This is a genomic window from Streptomyces stoeckheimensis (genome assembly GCF_045822005.1).
In the GTDB taxonomy this organism is placed as follows: Bacteria; Actinomycetota; Actinomycetes; order Streptomycetales; family Streptomycetaceae; genus Streptomyces; species Streptomyces stoeckheimensis.
Genome location: NZ_CP169550.1, coordinates 4,694,579 through 4,707,787, shown reverse-complemented (window position 1 = coordinate 4,707,787; position 13,209 = coordinate 4,694,579). Strand labels below are relative to the sequence as shown.

Annotated in this window: 14 protein-coding genes; 8 read left to right on the top strand and 6 right to left on the bottom strand. The window is 70.8% G+C overall.

The annotated features are described in order from the left end of the window. Window positions 1-72: 72 nt before the first annotated feature. Together ACE1OC_RS21375 and ACE1OC_RS21370 are read right to left on the bottom strand one after the other, a co-directional pair. Window positions 73-2,850 (bottom strand): PKD domain-containing protein, encoded by a 2,778-nt coding sequence (locus ACE1OC_RS21375; RefSeq protein WP_407838341.1) that lies wholly within the window; start codon window positions 2,848-2,850, stop codon window positions 73-75. 421 nt (window positions 2,851-3,271) lie between these two features. After that, entirely contained in the window at window positions 3,272-3,691 is a 420-nt protein-coding gene (locus ACE1OC_RS21370) for a TOBE domain-containing protein (protein WP_407838340.1), read from the bottom strand. 248 nt (window positions 3,692-3,939) lie between these two features. On the opposite strand from ACE1OC_RS21370, the gene ACE1OC_RS21365 reads away from it, so the two are divergent. Further along, the gene (locus tag ACE1OC_RS21365) at window positions 3,940-4,287 is read left to right on the top strand and encodes a DoxX family protein (RefSeq protein ID WP_407838339.1); all 348 of its coding nucleotides are present in this window, start codon (window positions 3,940-3,942) and stop codon (window positions 4,285-4,287) included. A gap of 21 nt (window positions 4,288-4,308) precedes the next feature. On the opposite strand, the gene ACE1OC_RS21360 is transcribed toward ACE1OC_RS21365, so the two are convergent. Beyond that, window positions 4,309-5,121: a VOC family protein gene (locus tag ACE1OC_RS21360; protein ID WP_407838338.1), complete on the bottom strand. Its 813-nt coding sequence runs from the start codon at window positions 5,119-5,121 to the stop codon at window positions 4,309-4,311. 109 nt (window positions 5,122-5,230) lie between these two features. Between ACE1OC_RS21360 and ACE1OC_RS21355 the strand changes: the two genes are divergently transcribed. Further along, entirely contained in the window at window positions 5,231-5,857 is a 627-nt protein-coding gene (locus tag ACE1OC_RS21355) for an HhH-GPD-type base excision DNA repair protein (RefSeq protein ID WP_407838336.1), read from the top strand. A 54-nt stretch (window positions 5,858-5,911) separates the two neighbouring features. Next, window positions 5,912-6,388 (top strand): cupin domain-containing protein, encoded by a 477-nt coding sequence (locus ACE1OC_RS21350; protein WP_327305856.1) that lies wholly within the window; start codon window positions 5,912-5,914, stop codon window positions 6,386-6,388. Here the strand turns inward: ACE1OC_RS21350 and opcA are convergent. Beyond that, the gene (gene opcA, locus ACE1OC_RS21345) at window positions 6,334-7,269 is read right to left on the bottom strand and encodes a glucose-6-phosphate dehydrogenase assembly protein OpcA (RefSeq protein ID WP_407838335.1); all 936 of its coding nucleotides are present in this window, start codon (window positions 7,267-7,269) and stop codon (window positions 6,334-6,336) included. The genes ACE1OC_RS21350 and opcA overlap by 55 nt on opposite strands. A gap of 55 nt (window positions 7,270-7,324) precedes the next feature. Further along, window positions 7,325-8,908, bottom strand: a complete 1,584-nt coding sequence (locus ACE1OC_RS21340) for a helicase HerA-like domain-containing protein (RefSeq protein WP_407838334.1) — start codon at window positions 8,906-8,908, stop codon at window positions 7,325-7,327. An 88-nt stretch (window positions 8,909-8,996) separates the two neighbouring features. Here ACE1OC_RS21340 and ACE1OC_RS21335 point away from each other — a divergent pair, with 88 nt between their 5' ends. Both ACE1OC_RS21335 and ACE1OC_RS21330 read left to right on the top strand, forming a co-directional pair. Further along, the gene (locus ACE1OC_RS21335) at window positions 8,997-9,293 is read left to right on the top strand and encodes a type II toxin-antitoxin system VapB family antitoxin (RefSeq protein ID WP_112446725.1); all 297 of its coding nucleotides are present in this window, start codon (window positions 8,997-8,999) and stop codon (window positions 9,291-9,293) included. Between the two features lie 122 nt (window positions 9,294-9,415). Then, window positions 9,416-10,075 (top strand): LytR C-terminal domain-containing protein, encoded by a 660-nt coding sequence (locus tag ACE1OC_RS21330; protein WP_407838333.1) that lies wholly within the window; start codon window positions 9,416-9,418, stop codon window positions 10,073-10,075. Window positions 10,076-10,164: 89 nt separating this feature from the next. Here the strand turns inward: ACE1OC_RS21330 and upp are convergent, their stop codons facing one another. Continuing rightward, entirely contained in the window at window positions 10,165-10,800 is a 636-nt protein-coding gene (gene upp / locus ACE1OC_RS21325; protein ID WP_250738518.1) for a uracil phosphoribosyltransferase, read from the bottom strand. Window positions 10,801-10,993: 193 nt separating this feature from the next. On the opposite strand from upp, the gene ACE1OC_RS21320 reads away from it, so the two are divergent. The 3 genes from ACE1OC_RS21320 (at window position 10,994) to ACE1OC_RS21310 (ending at window position 13,191) form a co-directional block, all read left to right on the top strand. Then, on the top strand, window positions 10,994-11,983 hold the full coding sequence (locus ACE1OC_RS21320; protein WP_407838332.1) for a universal stress protein: 990 nt from the start codon (window positions 10,994-10,996) through the stop codon (window positions 11,981-11,983). Between the two features lie 123 nt (window positions 11,984-12,106). Further along, window positions 12,107-12,280: a hypothetical protein gene (locus ACE1OC_RS21315; protein WP_250738520.1), complete on the top strand. Its 174-nt coding sequence runs from the start codon at window positions 12,107-12,109 to the stop codon at window positions 12,278-12,280. A 332-nt stretch (window positions 12,281-12,612) separates the two neighbouring features. Next, on the top strand, window positions 12,613-13,191 hold the full coding sequence (locus tag ACE1OC_RS21310) for a hypothetical protein (protein ID WP_407838331.1): 579 nt from the start codon (window positions 12,613-12,615) through the stop codon (window positions 13,189-13,191). Window positions 13,192-13,209: the final 18 nt, after the last annotated feature.

Below are 13,209 nucleotides of genomic sequence, written 5' to 3'. Positions count from 1 at the left end.
GCGTTCACCCAGGAGACAGCTCACCCCCTCGCATGGTTGTACGAGGGGGTGAGAAGTCTCGGTATTTCGGTCTCAGTTCGCGGTGAAGTAGCCGAGGAGGTCGGTGATCACGTGGTTGGGGCCGCCGTAGCTGTTGAAGATGCTGACCTTGCCGTTCGCGACGGGGGTCGTCACGTGGTTCGGGACCGTGCGGCCGGGAAGCGCGTTCAGGCTGCTGGCCCCCGGCAGCGTGCCGCCGGAGGCGTACGCGGTCAGGAAGCCCGGGCCGGTGGTGTCGGTGGCGGTGATGTTGAGGACCGCGCCCACGGCGTGGGCCGGGAGGCCTGAGACCGTGGTCGTGGCGCCCGGGGCGATCTTGCCGGTGGTGCGGGTGTCGGCGAGGCGCTTGGGGGCGACCGGGGTGAACAGGGCCTTGCCGTCCTTGCCGTAGTAGCCCACGGCGTCCAGGATCACGTGCGTCGAGCCGGTGTTGGTGAAGAGGGTGATCGTGCCGTTCGGGCCGACCGGGACGATGGCCTGGTTGGACTTGTCCTTGCCCGGCTCCACGTTCAGGTTCGACGTCGCCGGACGCTTCGCCGGGTCCGGGTAGGCGATGACGTGCGCCTGCTCCTTGGCACCCGTACCGGTCAGGTTCAGGGCGACCGCCGTGGCGTCCGCCGGGACGCCGTTCACGCCCGCGACCTTCACCGTGCGGGTCTTGGCGCCGGACAGGGGGACACCCGTCGTGCGGGTGTCCAGGACCCGGGTCGGGGCCAGCGGGCTGAAGCGCTGGCCCGTCTCCGGCTGGTAGTAGCCGACGAAGTCGACGATCAGCGAGGCCCGGCCCGAGTTGAGCTGGGCGTAGAGCTTGCCGTTCGAACCGACCGGGACGGTCACCGTGTTGGAGGAGGTGCCGCCGGCGAGGACGTTGACGTTCGAGGTCGCCGGACGGGCCTGGCCCTGGGGCCACACGGTCAGGTGGGTGTCCTCCGTGGCTCCGGTCACCGTCACGTTGACGACCGCCGCGGCCATGCTGCTCGAGAGGGGGTGGCCCGGCACGGCACGGCCGACCGGCAGGGTCACGGTCACCGGACCCGAGACGGCGCTGCTCGTGGTGCGGGTGTCCATGAGGCGGAACGGCTCGGTGGCCACGTAGCCGGAGGGCGCGTAGCGGGCCTTCACGGTGCGGGTGGACGTGGACGTGCCGCCCTTGATGTCGAGGATGGTGACGGTCACCTTGTAGTCGCCGGGCGTCTTGTAGGTGTGCCTGAACGTATCCAGCGCCTGGAAGGAGTCGGAGGTGTTGTCGCCGTAGTCGACATCGACGTTCTGGATCGGCCACGGCGCCGCGGTGGCCTTCGTGTCGAGCTCGAAGGTCAGCGGGGCGACGGGCCACATCTCGTCGTCGGGAACCGGCACGACGGGCTGCGCGGTGAAGACGGTGTTCAGCGGACCGGCCGGGGTCACCTTGACCGGCCACGACGCGGAGAGCTTCGTCCCCAGGGCATTGGCCACGATCACGGTGACGGCGCACGAACAGGGCGAGCTGTAGACGTGTGTCGCGGCTCCGTCGGTGGCGTCTCCCGGGCGGGTGACGACCGGGGGCGTCCCGTCGCCGAAGTCAGTGGTGTAGGTCAGCCCGCTGGGCCAGCGGCTGTCCGAGCCGGGGCGCGCCGTCACCTTCGTACCGGTCGGCGCCCATGCCTGGTCGATCGACAGGAAGGCGTCGGTCAGGTGCTCGGCGGTCTCGTAGGCGCCGCGGTCGACGTACCCGCCGTTCTTGCCGGTGTTGGGGACGCGCGGATCGTCCGCGACCGGGTTCCCGTCCATGTCGCCGGTCAGGAGGGCGCCCGGCGCCGTCGGGTCGCCGGAGTCGATGGTGAGGGAGCCGTCCATCACGCCGACGCGGTCGCGGTTCGGGGTGATGATGTCGTGGCCGCCCTGGCCCGTGGCGGCCGCGAACGCCGCCGCGTCCTTGTAGGCCGTACCGGCCCAGGTGTACGGGACCGTCGCGATCTTGGGGCTGCCCGCGAGCAGGTTGTAGTCGGCCCGGGTGCCGGACGTCGCGCTCTGCGCTACCACGAGGGGGGTACGGGTCTTGTCCGCCGCGCACGCGGAGGAGTCGGGCTCCGCGGTGAGGAACACGTTGTTGAGCACGGACGAGCCGGTCGAGCTGCCGCTGACCGAGAGGCTCGTTTCACAACCGCCGCTGAAGTGGTTGTTGGTGAACGCCGTACCGGGTGCGTCCGCGACGACGGCCGGCTCGTCCGTTCCGCCGACGATCAGGTTGCGGCTGAGGACGGTGCCGCGGCTGCCGCCTTCGATCCGGGGGCTGGTGACCCTGCTCCGGCTGATGCGCACGTCCGTACTGCCGTCGCCCACCCGCAAACCCTTGGTGGAGCCGTGGATCTCCGACTGCTCCACCACCACGTCGCTGGAACGATTGATCTTCATGCCGCCGAAGAGGACCATCCCCCGGACCACCACGTGGGAGGCGCCGTTGATGGTCAGGCCCTCGTCGGAGCGCAGGAGCGCCCGGGCGGCGCCCGTCGCGTCCACGGCGAAGGTGATCGGCTTGCCCGGCTCGCCGGAGCGGTCGATGGTGACGGGCTCGTCGTAGTTCGTCTCCGGGTTGATCAGTACGGTCTGACCCGGCGCGACGGCCTTCACCGCCGCCTGGATCGTGCAGAACGGGGCGGCCGGCGTACCGGCTCCCGTGTCGGTGCAGTGCGCGTCCTGGCGGTTGTTCACGTAGAGCTTGGCCGGGCTCTCGGCAGCGGCGACGGCCGGTAGGCCGAGGAGGGTGACGCCACCTGCCGTCAGCAGGACCGTGGCACGCGTGCGGAGCACAGCGCTGATGCTCTTGTTCATCCATCCCCCGTCAGATCGTTCGACCGTCACCGCTAGGACGGCCCGGCCCGCGCGATGGTTGTACGGGGACCCGCACGTTCCGGCGCGGTCATTCGATCCGGCGATCCCGAGATCTCACCATCTGCCAGGCAGATGCGACGAGGTCGTGCACACTTGCGGCTCATATCAAGGCACTAACCTTGCAGATGAGGTTCCACAGGGCGCGCCGCCGGGAAAGGCACCACGTGTTCGAGGGCCCGTTGCTCCGGGAGGTCATCTCGGACGCCGGCCCGGCCTTCGACGCCCGCCACCGCAAGGACCGTTCGCGGTTCCTGCTCGCCGTGACCGGCGCTACGTCAGCGCCGTCACGCACGTGTGGTTCGGCGCGCTGTCGCCGCCGAACCTGGGCCTGTAGGGCAGGGCCCTCGGACGCTCAGGCCCTTCAGACCGTCGCGAGGGAGATCTCGGTCGACTTGATCAGCGCGACGACGGAGGATCCGGCGGCCAGGCCGAGCGCCTCGACGGCGTCCTTGGTGATGGCGGCGGTCAGCCCGCCGCCGTTCACGTCCACCTTGACGGACGCCATGGCGCCGCCGGCGGCGACGTCGACCACGGTGCCGGCGATCTGGTTGCGGATGGAGATGCCGTCGACGGCTCCGGTGGCCAGGGCGACCTCGGTGGCCTTGACCAGCGCCTTGACGGAGGAACCCGCGGCGAGGCCGAGGTCCTTGACGGCGTCGGTGGTGATCGCGGCGGTGATGTCCTGGCCACCTTCCAAACGGACCTTGACCGTCGTCATGGCCTCGCCCGAGGTGAGGGAGGTGACGGTGCCGGCGATCTGGTTGCGGATGCTCAGGCTCATGAGTGGTTCGACCTCTTGGGTAGACAATGCGGCGCGTACGGCCCGGGGGGCCGCACAAGATCGACGCTAGGCGGCTTTGCCCCGGCTGGCTTTCGACCCTTCGCATCCGCCACCCGGAACCACCCGAGCGGCTGGCCCGTGCGCCGATGAAAAAATCTCCGGGGTTCCTGTCACACCCGTGCGGTGGCGCGGGTCAGTGCGGTGAGGACGGAAGAACACCGTCCCCACCGCCTACCGAGGAGCCCCTCATGCAGATCGCCGCCACCGTCGTCGCCGTCCTCGCCGCCGCCATGTCGGGCTTCTCGGGCTACTCGCTCCTGCGCCGCGCCCCCTGGGTGGTGGAGGCCATGGAGCAGTACGAGGTCCCCCGGGCCTGGTGGACCCCGCTCGGCGCGGCCAAGGCCGCCGGAGCGCTGGGCTTGCTGGCCGGCTTCCTCGTCCCGGCCGTCGGCATCGCCGCCGGCATCGGCCTCGTCCTCTACTACACCGGCGCCGTGATCACCGTGCTCCGGGCCCGGGCGTACGCCCACGTCCCCTTCCCGGTGATCTACATGGCCCCGGTCGTCGCCGCCTTCGCCCTCGGCTTCGCCGCGTAGGGCAGCCCGTCAGCCGGTCGGTCAGGCGAACTTCGGCATCTCGCCGACCGTCTTCGCCACGTCGATCACGGCGAAGGCCGCGCCCTGCGGGTCCGTCACCGCCGCGAAGCGGCCGAAGGGGCTGTCCATCGGGCCGAAGTGCAGCTTGCCGCCGTGCGCCTGGGTCTTCGCGACCGCCTCGTCGCAGTCCGGGACGGCGAAGTACACCTGGACGTACGAGGGGATCTCCGGCGGGAAGTCGGTGCCCATGTTCATCCGGCCCAGCACCGGGTTCTCCGGGCCTCCCAGGCTGAAGACCTTGAAGTCCATCCCGGCCATCTCGGGGTCGTCGCCGGCGTCCATCTGCTGGGCCCCGTACGGGAAGACCTGCGGGAGGAACGCGTCCGCCTTGGCCACGTCGCGCGAGAAGAACTCGGCCCAGCAGTACGCGCCCGCCTCGCCCATCTTCTCGAAGCCCTTGTGGTCGCCCGGCTGCCAGACCCCGAAGACGGCGCCGCTCGGCTCCTTCGCGATGGCCATCGTGCCGAAGGAGCCGACCTGCATCGGCTCCATCAGGAGCTCGCCGCCGGCCGCCTTGATCTTCGTGGCCGTGGCCGCGGCGTCGGGCGAGGCGAGGTAGAGACACCATTGCGAATGGCCCTCCGCCCCCGGCATGGGCGGCACCACGGCCGCGACGGCCTTGCCGTCGGAGTAGGCCTGCGTGTAGTTCCCGTACTCGCTGCTGGACTCTCCGAAGGTCCAGCCGAGCACATCGGCGTAGAAGGTCTTCGCGCCCTCCAGATCGGAGAACATCGCGTCCACCCAGCAGGGCGCGCCTTCCGTGAACTCAGTCATGATCGATCGACTCCTGTGTCGTGTACGACGTGACCCGTCTTCCGTACTCACGCTAGGCGCGGGGTCCGACAATCGCGCGGGGAGCACCGCCGCGCGGGACCCTGGGTGCATGGACGAGAAGAACAAGAGCGTCACCATCCGGCTCGCCCAGCAGCCGGAGGCCGACGAGCTGCTCGGGCGCAGCCCGCTCGCCGCGCTGGTCGGGATGCTGCTGGACCAGCAGGTACCCATGGAATGGGCGTTCTCGGGGCCCTACACGATCGCCCGGCGCCTCGGCTCCGACGACCTGGACGCGCACGCGATCGCCGCCTACGACCCGGAGGCCTTCGCCGCGCTGCTCTCCGAGAAGCCGGCCGTGCACCGCTACCCGGGGTCGATGGCGAAGCGGGTGCAGCAGCTGTGCGCGTACCTGGTGGAGCACTACGGAGGGGACGCGGCGGCGGTGTGGGCCGACGCGGAGACCGGCGCCGAGCTGCTGGCGCGGCTGCGGGCGCTGCCCGGATTCGGGGAGCAGAAGGCGCAGATCTTCCTGGCGCTGCTCGGCAAGCGGTTCGGGGTGCGGCCGCGCGGCTGGCGCGAGGCCGCCGGCGGGTACGGGCCGGCGAACGTCTACCGGTCCGCGGCCGACATCACCGGGCCTGAATCGCTGGCCAAGGTACGGGCGCACAAGCAGGAGGCGAAGGCCGCCGCGAAGGCGGAGAAAGCGGCCACCAGCGGTTCCAGTAAATGGAATTGACGGTTCGGGCGGGTATCGCGCCCGTTGTCAGACCCTGCCCCTAAGCTCGTGATCATGACTGAGAACCTGACCCGCGCCGCCACTGCCGAGATCATCTCCGACGGCCCCGGCAGCCTGATCACGCTGCTCACGGACACCGCCGAGCTCACCTGCAACACGGCAACCTTCGAGGTCGGCGCGGCGGGTGCCCCGGTGCACTTCCACACCAAGGCGACCGAGTTCTTCCACGTCACGGACGGCACGCTCGACGTCCTGCTCGGCGACGAGATACACACCCTGACCAAGGGCGACTTCCTCGCCGTGCCCCCCGGCGTGAAGCACGCCTTCGCCCCGGCCGCCGACAGCACCGCCGAGGTCTTCGTCGGCTTCACCCCCGGCATGGGCCGCTTCGACTACTACCGGCTGCTCGGCCGGGTCCGGGCCGGCGAGGCCACGGTGCAGGACATCATCGACAGCCAGCCCGTCTACGACAACCACTACGCGGAGAGCGACGCCTGGGCCGGCCGCCTGAAGCGCAGCGCCGAGGCGTAGATCTCGTCGGCGTCGAGCCGTCGCAGTTCCTCCGCTATCAGCTCGGCGCTGCTGCGGATCTTCAGCGCCACCTTGCGGTCCGGGCTGCCCGGCAGGAGCAGGGTGGCCAGGACCCCGTCCGGGCGGTCCACGCGGATCTCCCCGGCCGAGGTCGTCAGCCGGACCCGGGTGATGACCGGGCCCCCGGTCGCCACCCGCTCCACGGGCACGCCGAGCCGGTCCTCCAGCCAGCGGGCCAGCAGCTCGGAGCTCGCGTTGCCGGGCTCGCTCTCCACCGCCGCGCCCGTCACCGGGAGCGGCTTCTGGTCCAGGGCGGCGGCCAGCAGCGAGCGCCACGGGGTGAGCCGGGTCCAGGCCAGATCGGTGTCCCCGGGCTCGTAGGCGCCGGCCCGGGCGTCGAGCGCGGCGACCGGGTCGACGGCCGCCTCGGCATCGGTGATCCGGCGCTGTGCGAGGGCGCCGAGCGGATCCCGGGCGGGCGCGTCCGGGGCGTCGGCCGGCCACCAGGCCACCACGGGCGCGTCCGGCACCAGCAGCGGGAGCACGACGGAGCCCGCGTGCTCGGTGAGCGTCCCGTGCAGCCGGAGCAGCACGATCTCCCCGGATCCGGCGTCGGTCCCGACCCGCAGCTCGGCGTCGAGCCGGTTCTGGCGCAGCCGGTGCGAGCCGCGCGCGGTGCGCTTGATCACCGCGATGATCCGGCAGGGGTGCTCGCGCGAGGCCTCGGAGGCCGCGCGGACGGCGTCGTAGGCGTTCTCCTCGTCCGTGGCGACGAGGAGGTTGAGCACGAGCCCCATCGTGGGGCTCCCGACGGCCCGTCGCGCGTCGAGCAGGGCCCGGTTGACCTTGCTGGAGGTCGTATCGGTGAGTTCGGTCCGCATGCTTCGAGTCTCGCAGGCCGGACGGGGCCGCCGGTACGGATTCCCGTGCGCGGTGTCAGCGGCGCCGCCTGGCCGTGCCGAAGATGGACCGGGAGATCTCGCGGCCCAGCTGCGTACCGATCGACCTGGCCAGGGAGCGGAAGAGCCCGCTGCCCACCACCTGTTCCGCCAGCGAGGGGTCGGGCTTCGGCGCGGCCTTCGCGGCCGCCTTCGCCTGCTTCTCCGCCTCCGCCGCGGCGGCCGCCGCCTCGGCTTCCGCCTCTGCCGCCGCCTGCTCGGCGGTGATCTTCTCGTACGCCGATTCCCGGTCGACGGGCTCCGCGTACCGCGAGTAGAGCAGCGAGGACTTCACCGCCTGGTCCAGCGCGGCCGCGTCGATCGGCCCCATCAGCGACTGCGGGGCCCGCAACCGGGTGGCCGCCACCGGGGTCGGCGCGCCGTTCTCGCTGAGCACCGTGATCACCGCCTCGCCCGTCCCCAGCTGGGTCAGCAGCTCCTCCAGGTCGTAGGCGGAGTTCGGGAAGGTCTTCACCGTCGCCTTCAGCGCCTTCGCGTCGTCCGGGGTGAAGGCGCGCAGTGCGTGCTGCACCCGGTTGCCGAGCTGCGCCAGCACGTCGGCCGGCACGTCCTTGGGGGTCTGGGTGACGAAGAAGACGCCGATGCCCTTGGAGCGGATCAGCCGGACCGTCTGCGTGATGGCTTCGAGGAAGGCTTTCGAGGCCCCGTTGAACAACAGGTGCGCCTCGTCGAAGAAGAAGACCAGTTTGGGCTTCTCCAGATCGCCGACTTCCGGAAGGTCGGTGTACAGATCCGCCAGCAGCCACATGAGGAAGGTGGAGAAGAGCTGCGGTTTGTCCTGGACCGCCGGGAGCTCCAGGACGGAGACCAGTCCGCGCCCGTCCGCCGCCGTCCGGAGGAATTCGCTGGTGTCGAATTCGGGCTCGCCGAAGAATTCCGCGGCCCCCTGCTGTTCGAAGGCGGTGAGCGCCCGCAGAATCACCCCGGCGGTCACCGTGGAGAGTCCGCCGATGCCCTTGAGCTCGGGCTTTCCCTTGTCCGACACGAGGAAGGCGACGACCGCCCGCAGGTCCTTGAGGTCGATCAGCTCCAGGCCCTTGGTATCGGCGTAGTGGAAGATCAGCCCCAGCGACTGCTCCTGCGTCTGGTTGAGCTGGAGCACCTTGGACATCAGGACCGGGCCGAAGCTCGTCACGGTGGACCGGAGCGGGATTCCGGGGCCGATCCCGCCGAGCGAGTAGAACTCGCTCGGGAATCCGGCGCCCTCCCATTCCTGGGCCACGTCCTTGGCCCGTTCCTCGATCTTGTCGTTGGTCGCGCCGGGCGCCGAGATCCCCGAGACGTCGCCCTTGATGTCCGCGAGGAAGACCGGGACGCCGTTGGCCGACAGCTGCTCGGCGATGAGCTGCAGCGTCTTGGTCTTGCCTGTTCCGGTGGCGCCCGCGACCAGTCCGTGCCGGTTGAGCATCGACAGCGGGATGCGGATCTGGTGCTCCGGCAGGCAGGCCCCGTCCCAGAGCAGGGCCCCCAGATCGAGCGCGGGTCCGGTGAAGGCGTACCCCGCGGCGATCTGGCCGGCAGGGGACGCGGCAGGGGCCGCGGAGTCGGTGCTCTGGCTCATATATCACTCCCGAAATAGCACTATGTGCCACCTTTGCACCGTCATTGCAAGGCTGCGCCCCTGGGCCCTTGACCGGTAGGCTTTCCGTGTGATCTTCAAGCGCATCGGAAATAGGCGGCCGTACCCCGACCACGGCAGGGAAACCACCCGGCAGTGGGCGGATGTCGCCCCGCGCCCGGTCCGGCTCGACCAGCTTGTGACCACCAAGGGCCAGCTCGACCTCGAAACGCTGCTCGCCGAGGATTCGACCTTCTACGGGGACCTCTTCGCCCACGTCGTGAAGTGGCAGGGCGACCTGTACCTCGAGGACGGTCTGCACCGCGCCGTGCGCGCCGCGCTCCAGCAGCGCCAGGTCCTGCACGCGCGCGTCCTCGAACTGGGCTGACGAGCCCCTTCCAGGCGCCTTCCGGCTGTCTGATAGATCCCGGTTGCGCCTTTCGGGTCAGGCTTGCCCTATGAACAGATGATTCAGTGGGCATCGGCAGCGGTCGGCATTACGCTGCGCACATGAGCATGCTCACTCCCCCTGGCATGGGCGGAAAGTACAAGGTCACGGGAGCGGCTTACCCCCGCATGACCCGCCCTCGACGCCGCCGCCGGATCGTCCTCGTGGTGCTCGGATCGATCATCGGGCTCGCCCTGATCGCTTACGGGGCCGTGCAGCTCATCGATGTGTTCGGCGGTGACGCGGACAAACGCAAGACCGCCGCCGCGGCCAAGGACTGCGCGACCCCCGCCCCCAAGGCAGGCTCCGCGGCCTCCGCCGCGCCGGCCTCCGCGGCGCCGCAGGTCGTCCTCCCGCCGCCCGGCGGGATCACGGTCAACGTCTACAACGCGACCCCGCGCGCCGGCCTCGCCAAGGCCGTGGGCGATGAGCTCAAGAACCGCGGCTTCGCCATCGGCAAGGTCGGCAACGCCCCCGCCGACTTCGACAAGAAGGTCCCGGGCGCCGGGATACTGGTCGGCTCGCCGCAGACGGACAAGGCCGCCTTCTCCGTCCTCGGCACCAACCTCGCCGGCGCCACCCAGCAGACCGACGCCCGCGAGACCGCGGACATCGACCTGATCCTGGGCGACGCCTTCAAGGAACTCACGCCCAAGGCCGACGCGGACAAGGCCCTGGCCGCCCTGGCCAACCCCCAGCCCGCGCCCGCCAAGAAGTGCTGACCGGCTGACGCCGACCACACGAGAAAGCCCGGCCTCCCCAAGGGGGGCCGGGCTTCGGGACCTCTGCGCCGATCCGCGCCGGGTCGGTGTTACTCCGCCGAGCCGTACATGCGGTCGCCCGCGTCGCCCAGGCCCGGCACGATGTAGCCGTGCTCGTTGAGCCGCTCGTCCACCGCGGCCGTCACCACCGTCACCGGCGTGCCCGCGAGCTCGCGCTCCATGATCTCGACGCCCTCGGGCGCGGCCAGCAGCACCACCGCGGTCACGTCGTCCGCACCGCGCTTGATGAGTTCCTTGATCGCCGCGACCAGCGTGCCGCCGGTGGCGAGCATCGGGTCCACCACGTAGACCTGGCGGCCCGAGAGGTCCTCCGGCATGCGCGTCGCGTACGTGGAGGCCTCCAGGGTCTCCTCGTTGCGGACCATGCCGAGGAAGCCGACCTCGGCCGTCGGGAGCAGCCGCACCATGCCGTCGAGCATGCCGAGACCGGCGCGCAGGATCGGTACGACCAGCGGCCGCGGGTAGGAGAGCTTCACGCCGGTGGTCGGACCGACCGGGGTGACGATGTCGGCCTGTTCGGTGCGCACGTCCCGGGTGGCCTCGTACGCGAGCAGGGTCACCAGCTCGTCGGCGAGGCGCCGGAAGGTGGGGGAGTCGGTGCGCTTGTCGCGCAGGGTGGTGAGTTTGTGCGCCACCAACGGGTGATCCACGACCTGCAAACGCACAACATCCTCCAAAACTCGGCTGTCGCAGCGAAAGCTGCGACCTGCACCGCCGCCACCTGCGAAAACGGCCGCAACTGAGCGACCCACACCCAAAAGGCTACGCGCTGCGCCCACCCCTTCGCGCCCGAAGCGGGGGCCACGCCCGGAAACCCCTGGAGATGCGACCCGCCCGGACCCCCAGCACGCTGGACGGATGACCCACGAGACCGACGCAATGGTGATCGCCGCCGTAGACGGATCCGAACACAGCCTCAAGGCCCTGGAGTGGGCAAGGGCTGCGGCAGTACGCCACGGCAGCGGGCTCGTCGTCGCCCACGTGCTGTCCGACAGCGTCCAGCTGTACGCGGCACGCCGCTCCTCCCTCTACGACCGCACCGAGCCCGAAGAGGCCGAGGACCCCGTCAGCGTGCGGATACGGGCCCACCTGGCCGAGAGGGGCCCGCTCCCCTCCGAAGTCCGCTACGAGTCCCTGGAGGGCTCCGTCCCGGAGGCCCTGCGGGACATCGGGGAGGGCGCCCGGATGCTGGTGATGGGATCCCGGGGCCGCGGCGGCTTCGCCGCGCTGCTGCTCGGTTCGAACAGCCGCGCCGTGGCCACCAGCGCCGCCTGCCCGGTGGTCGTCGTCGCGCACGAGGCGCGCGGAGCGGAGGGGGCCGACGAGGCCGCCCGGGCCTCGGCCGGGCGCGTGGTGGTGGGACTGCACGCCGCGGAGACGCCCGACAACGTCCTGGACTTCGCGTTCACGGAGGCCGCCGCGCGGGACACCACCCTCCAGGTGGTCTCGGCGTACAGCATCCCGCCGTCGCCGACGATGGTGATCGACAGCCCGTTCGCGGTGATCCCGCCGGAGGCGCTGGTGGGGGAGGACGAGAACGCGGTGCCGGCCGAGCGGGAGATGCTCCGCTCCCAGACGGAGCGGCTCGCACCGTTCCGGGCGAAGTACCCGACGGTGCCCGTCGAGCAGGCCGCGGTGCCCGGGGACGCGGCCGGGCGGCTGGTCGACACCTCGAAGTCGGCGGCGCTGGTCGTCGTGGGCCGGCACCACCCGCGCCGGCACATCCGGTCCCTGATGATCGGCTCGGTCGCGAATGCCGTGCTGCAGCACGCGCACGGGCCGGTGGCGATCGTCCCGACGTTGTCGGAGTCGGTGGGGTCAGCGGAGTCGGCGGGGGAGTCCGCGTAGCCGGGATTGTCGGAATCCGACTGAATTCCTCTCGAGTCGTGGCAGAAGGTGGCATCAAACGGCCGGTCCGAGGGAAGGTGGGGGTTCGGGGGGACGGACCGGACCAGCCAGGGGCGGTGACCCATGCCCGATGAAGATCACGAGCCACTGGAGACGACGGCACAGCGCAGGGCGCGGCGCGCGCAGTTCCTCCGTGACTTGCACGAGGCCCGGGAACTGCGCGACCGGGTGCAGCCCAGACGCGCCCGCGCCGCCCGCATGCGCCAGCAGATGCGCATGCGCACCTTCCGCTGGTGAGCCCCTCCGGGGCCCCTGCCGAGGCGCCCGCCCCGGCCCTGCCGAGGCGCCTGCCAAGGCCCTGCCGCGGCGCCCGTCCAGGCCCTGCCGAGGCCCGCGCCCAAGCCCTGCCGAGGCCCCGCCCGGCTGCCGTCCCGCCCCCGGCACGAGGCCCCGTACAACACGCGCGGCCAGCGCCACGGCGCGGAAGACCTCTCGCAATGGCTCCGTTTCTGCCACGATGCCGACTGGGCGGGGTACGAAACGGTGAGCACGACGACCGTTCCACCCCCACCCACCTCCGGCCGGGGGGAACTCCAACCGGCACGCCTATGACCAGTGGGAGAGTCACGGTGTATTTCGCCGCACTGCTCGCGCGCACCGAAGACGGGTGGGAAGCGAGCGACATGGAACTCGACGATGTCGAGTCTCTGAGTGATCTGATCGATCTCGCCCGCTCCGCCTCTGTCGACGACGACACGGTGGTAGCCCTCATCGAACAGGAGGACACCTGGTTCGGGGTCGTCCGGGTGGACGGCGAAGAGGACCCGCGCTACTACGTGTCCAACGCCTCCGCCGCCTCCCGCAGCTCCTACGGCTCGATGCTGACCGACGAGCTGCTCGGCAAGGACGAAGAGGACGACGAACTCGACGAGCTGGACCTCGACGGAACCGAGGACGGCGAGGACGAGGTCATCGCCTCCTACCCGGACGGCGCTTCCGCCGACAGAGACGAGGAGGACGATGACGCGGACGACAGCCACGACGTACGTGCCGGATCCGAACCGGCACCCGCCGGGCCGCTCGGCGACCCCAGGCTGCTCGACGACCTCGGGGTCAGCCACAAACAACTGATGACCCTGGACGGGGACGCGCTCTCGGAGATCGCCGAATCGCTCGGCGCCACCGAGGTCCTGGAGGCCGTCCGCTAGTGATTCCCGCGCACCACC

Coding starts and splice junctions, on each gene's coding strand:
- ACE1OC_RS21375 (WP_407838341.1), bottom strand. CDS start 2,850: ATGAACAAGAGCATCAGCGCTGTGCTCCGCACGCGTGCCACGGTCCTG.
- ACE1OC_RS21370 (WP_407838340.1), bottom strand. CDS start 3,691: ATGAGCCTGAGCATCCGCAACCAGATCGCCGGCACCGTCACCTCCCTC.
- ACE1OC_RS21365 (WP_407838339.1), top strand. CDS start 3,940: ATGCAGATCGCCGCCACCGTCGTCGCCGTCCTCGCCGCCGCCATGTCG.
- ACE1OC_RS21360 (WP_407838338.1), bottom strand. CDS start 5,121: ATGACTGAGTTCACGGAAGGCGCGCCCTGCTGGGTGGACGCGATGTTC.
- ACE1OC_RS21355 (WP_407838336.1), top strand. CDS start 5,231: ATGGACGAGAAGAACAAGAGCGTCACCATCCGGCTCGCCCAGCAGCCG.
- ACE1OC_RS21350 (WP_327305856.1), top strand. CDS start 5,912: ATGACTGAGAACCTGACCCGCGCCGCCACTGCCGAGATCATCTCCGAC.
- opcA (WP_407838335.1), bottom strand. CDS start 7,269: ATGCGGACCGAACTCACCGATACGACCTCCAGCAAGGTCAACCGGGCC.
- ACE1OC_RS21340 (WP_407838334.1), bottom strand. CDS start 8,908: ATGAGCCAGAGCACCGACTCCGCGGCCCCTGCCGCGTCCCCTGCCGGC.
- ACE1OC_RS21330 (WP_407838333.1), top strand. CDS start 9,416: ATGAGCATGCTCACTCCCCCTGGCATGGGCGGAAAGTACAAGGTCACG.
- ACE1OC_RS21320 (WP_407838332.1), top strand. CDS start 10,994: ATGACCCACGAGACCGACGCAATGGTGATCGCCGCCGTAGACGGATCC.
- ACE1OC_RS21315 (WP_250738520.1), top strand. CDS start 12,107: ATGCCCGATGAAGATCACGAGCCACTGGAGACGACGGCACAGCGCAGG.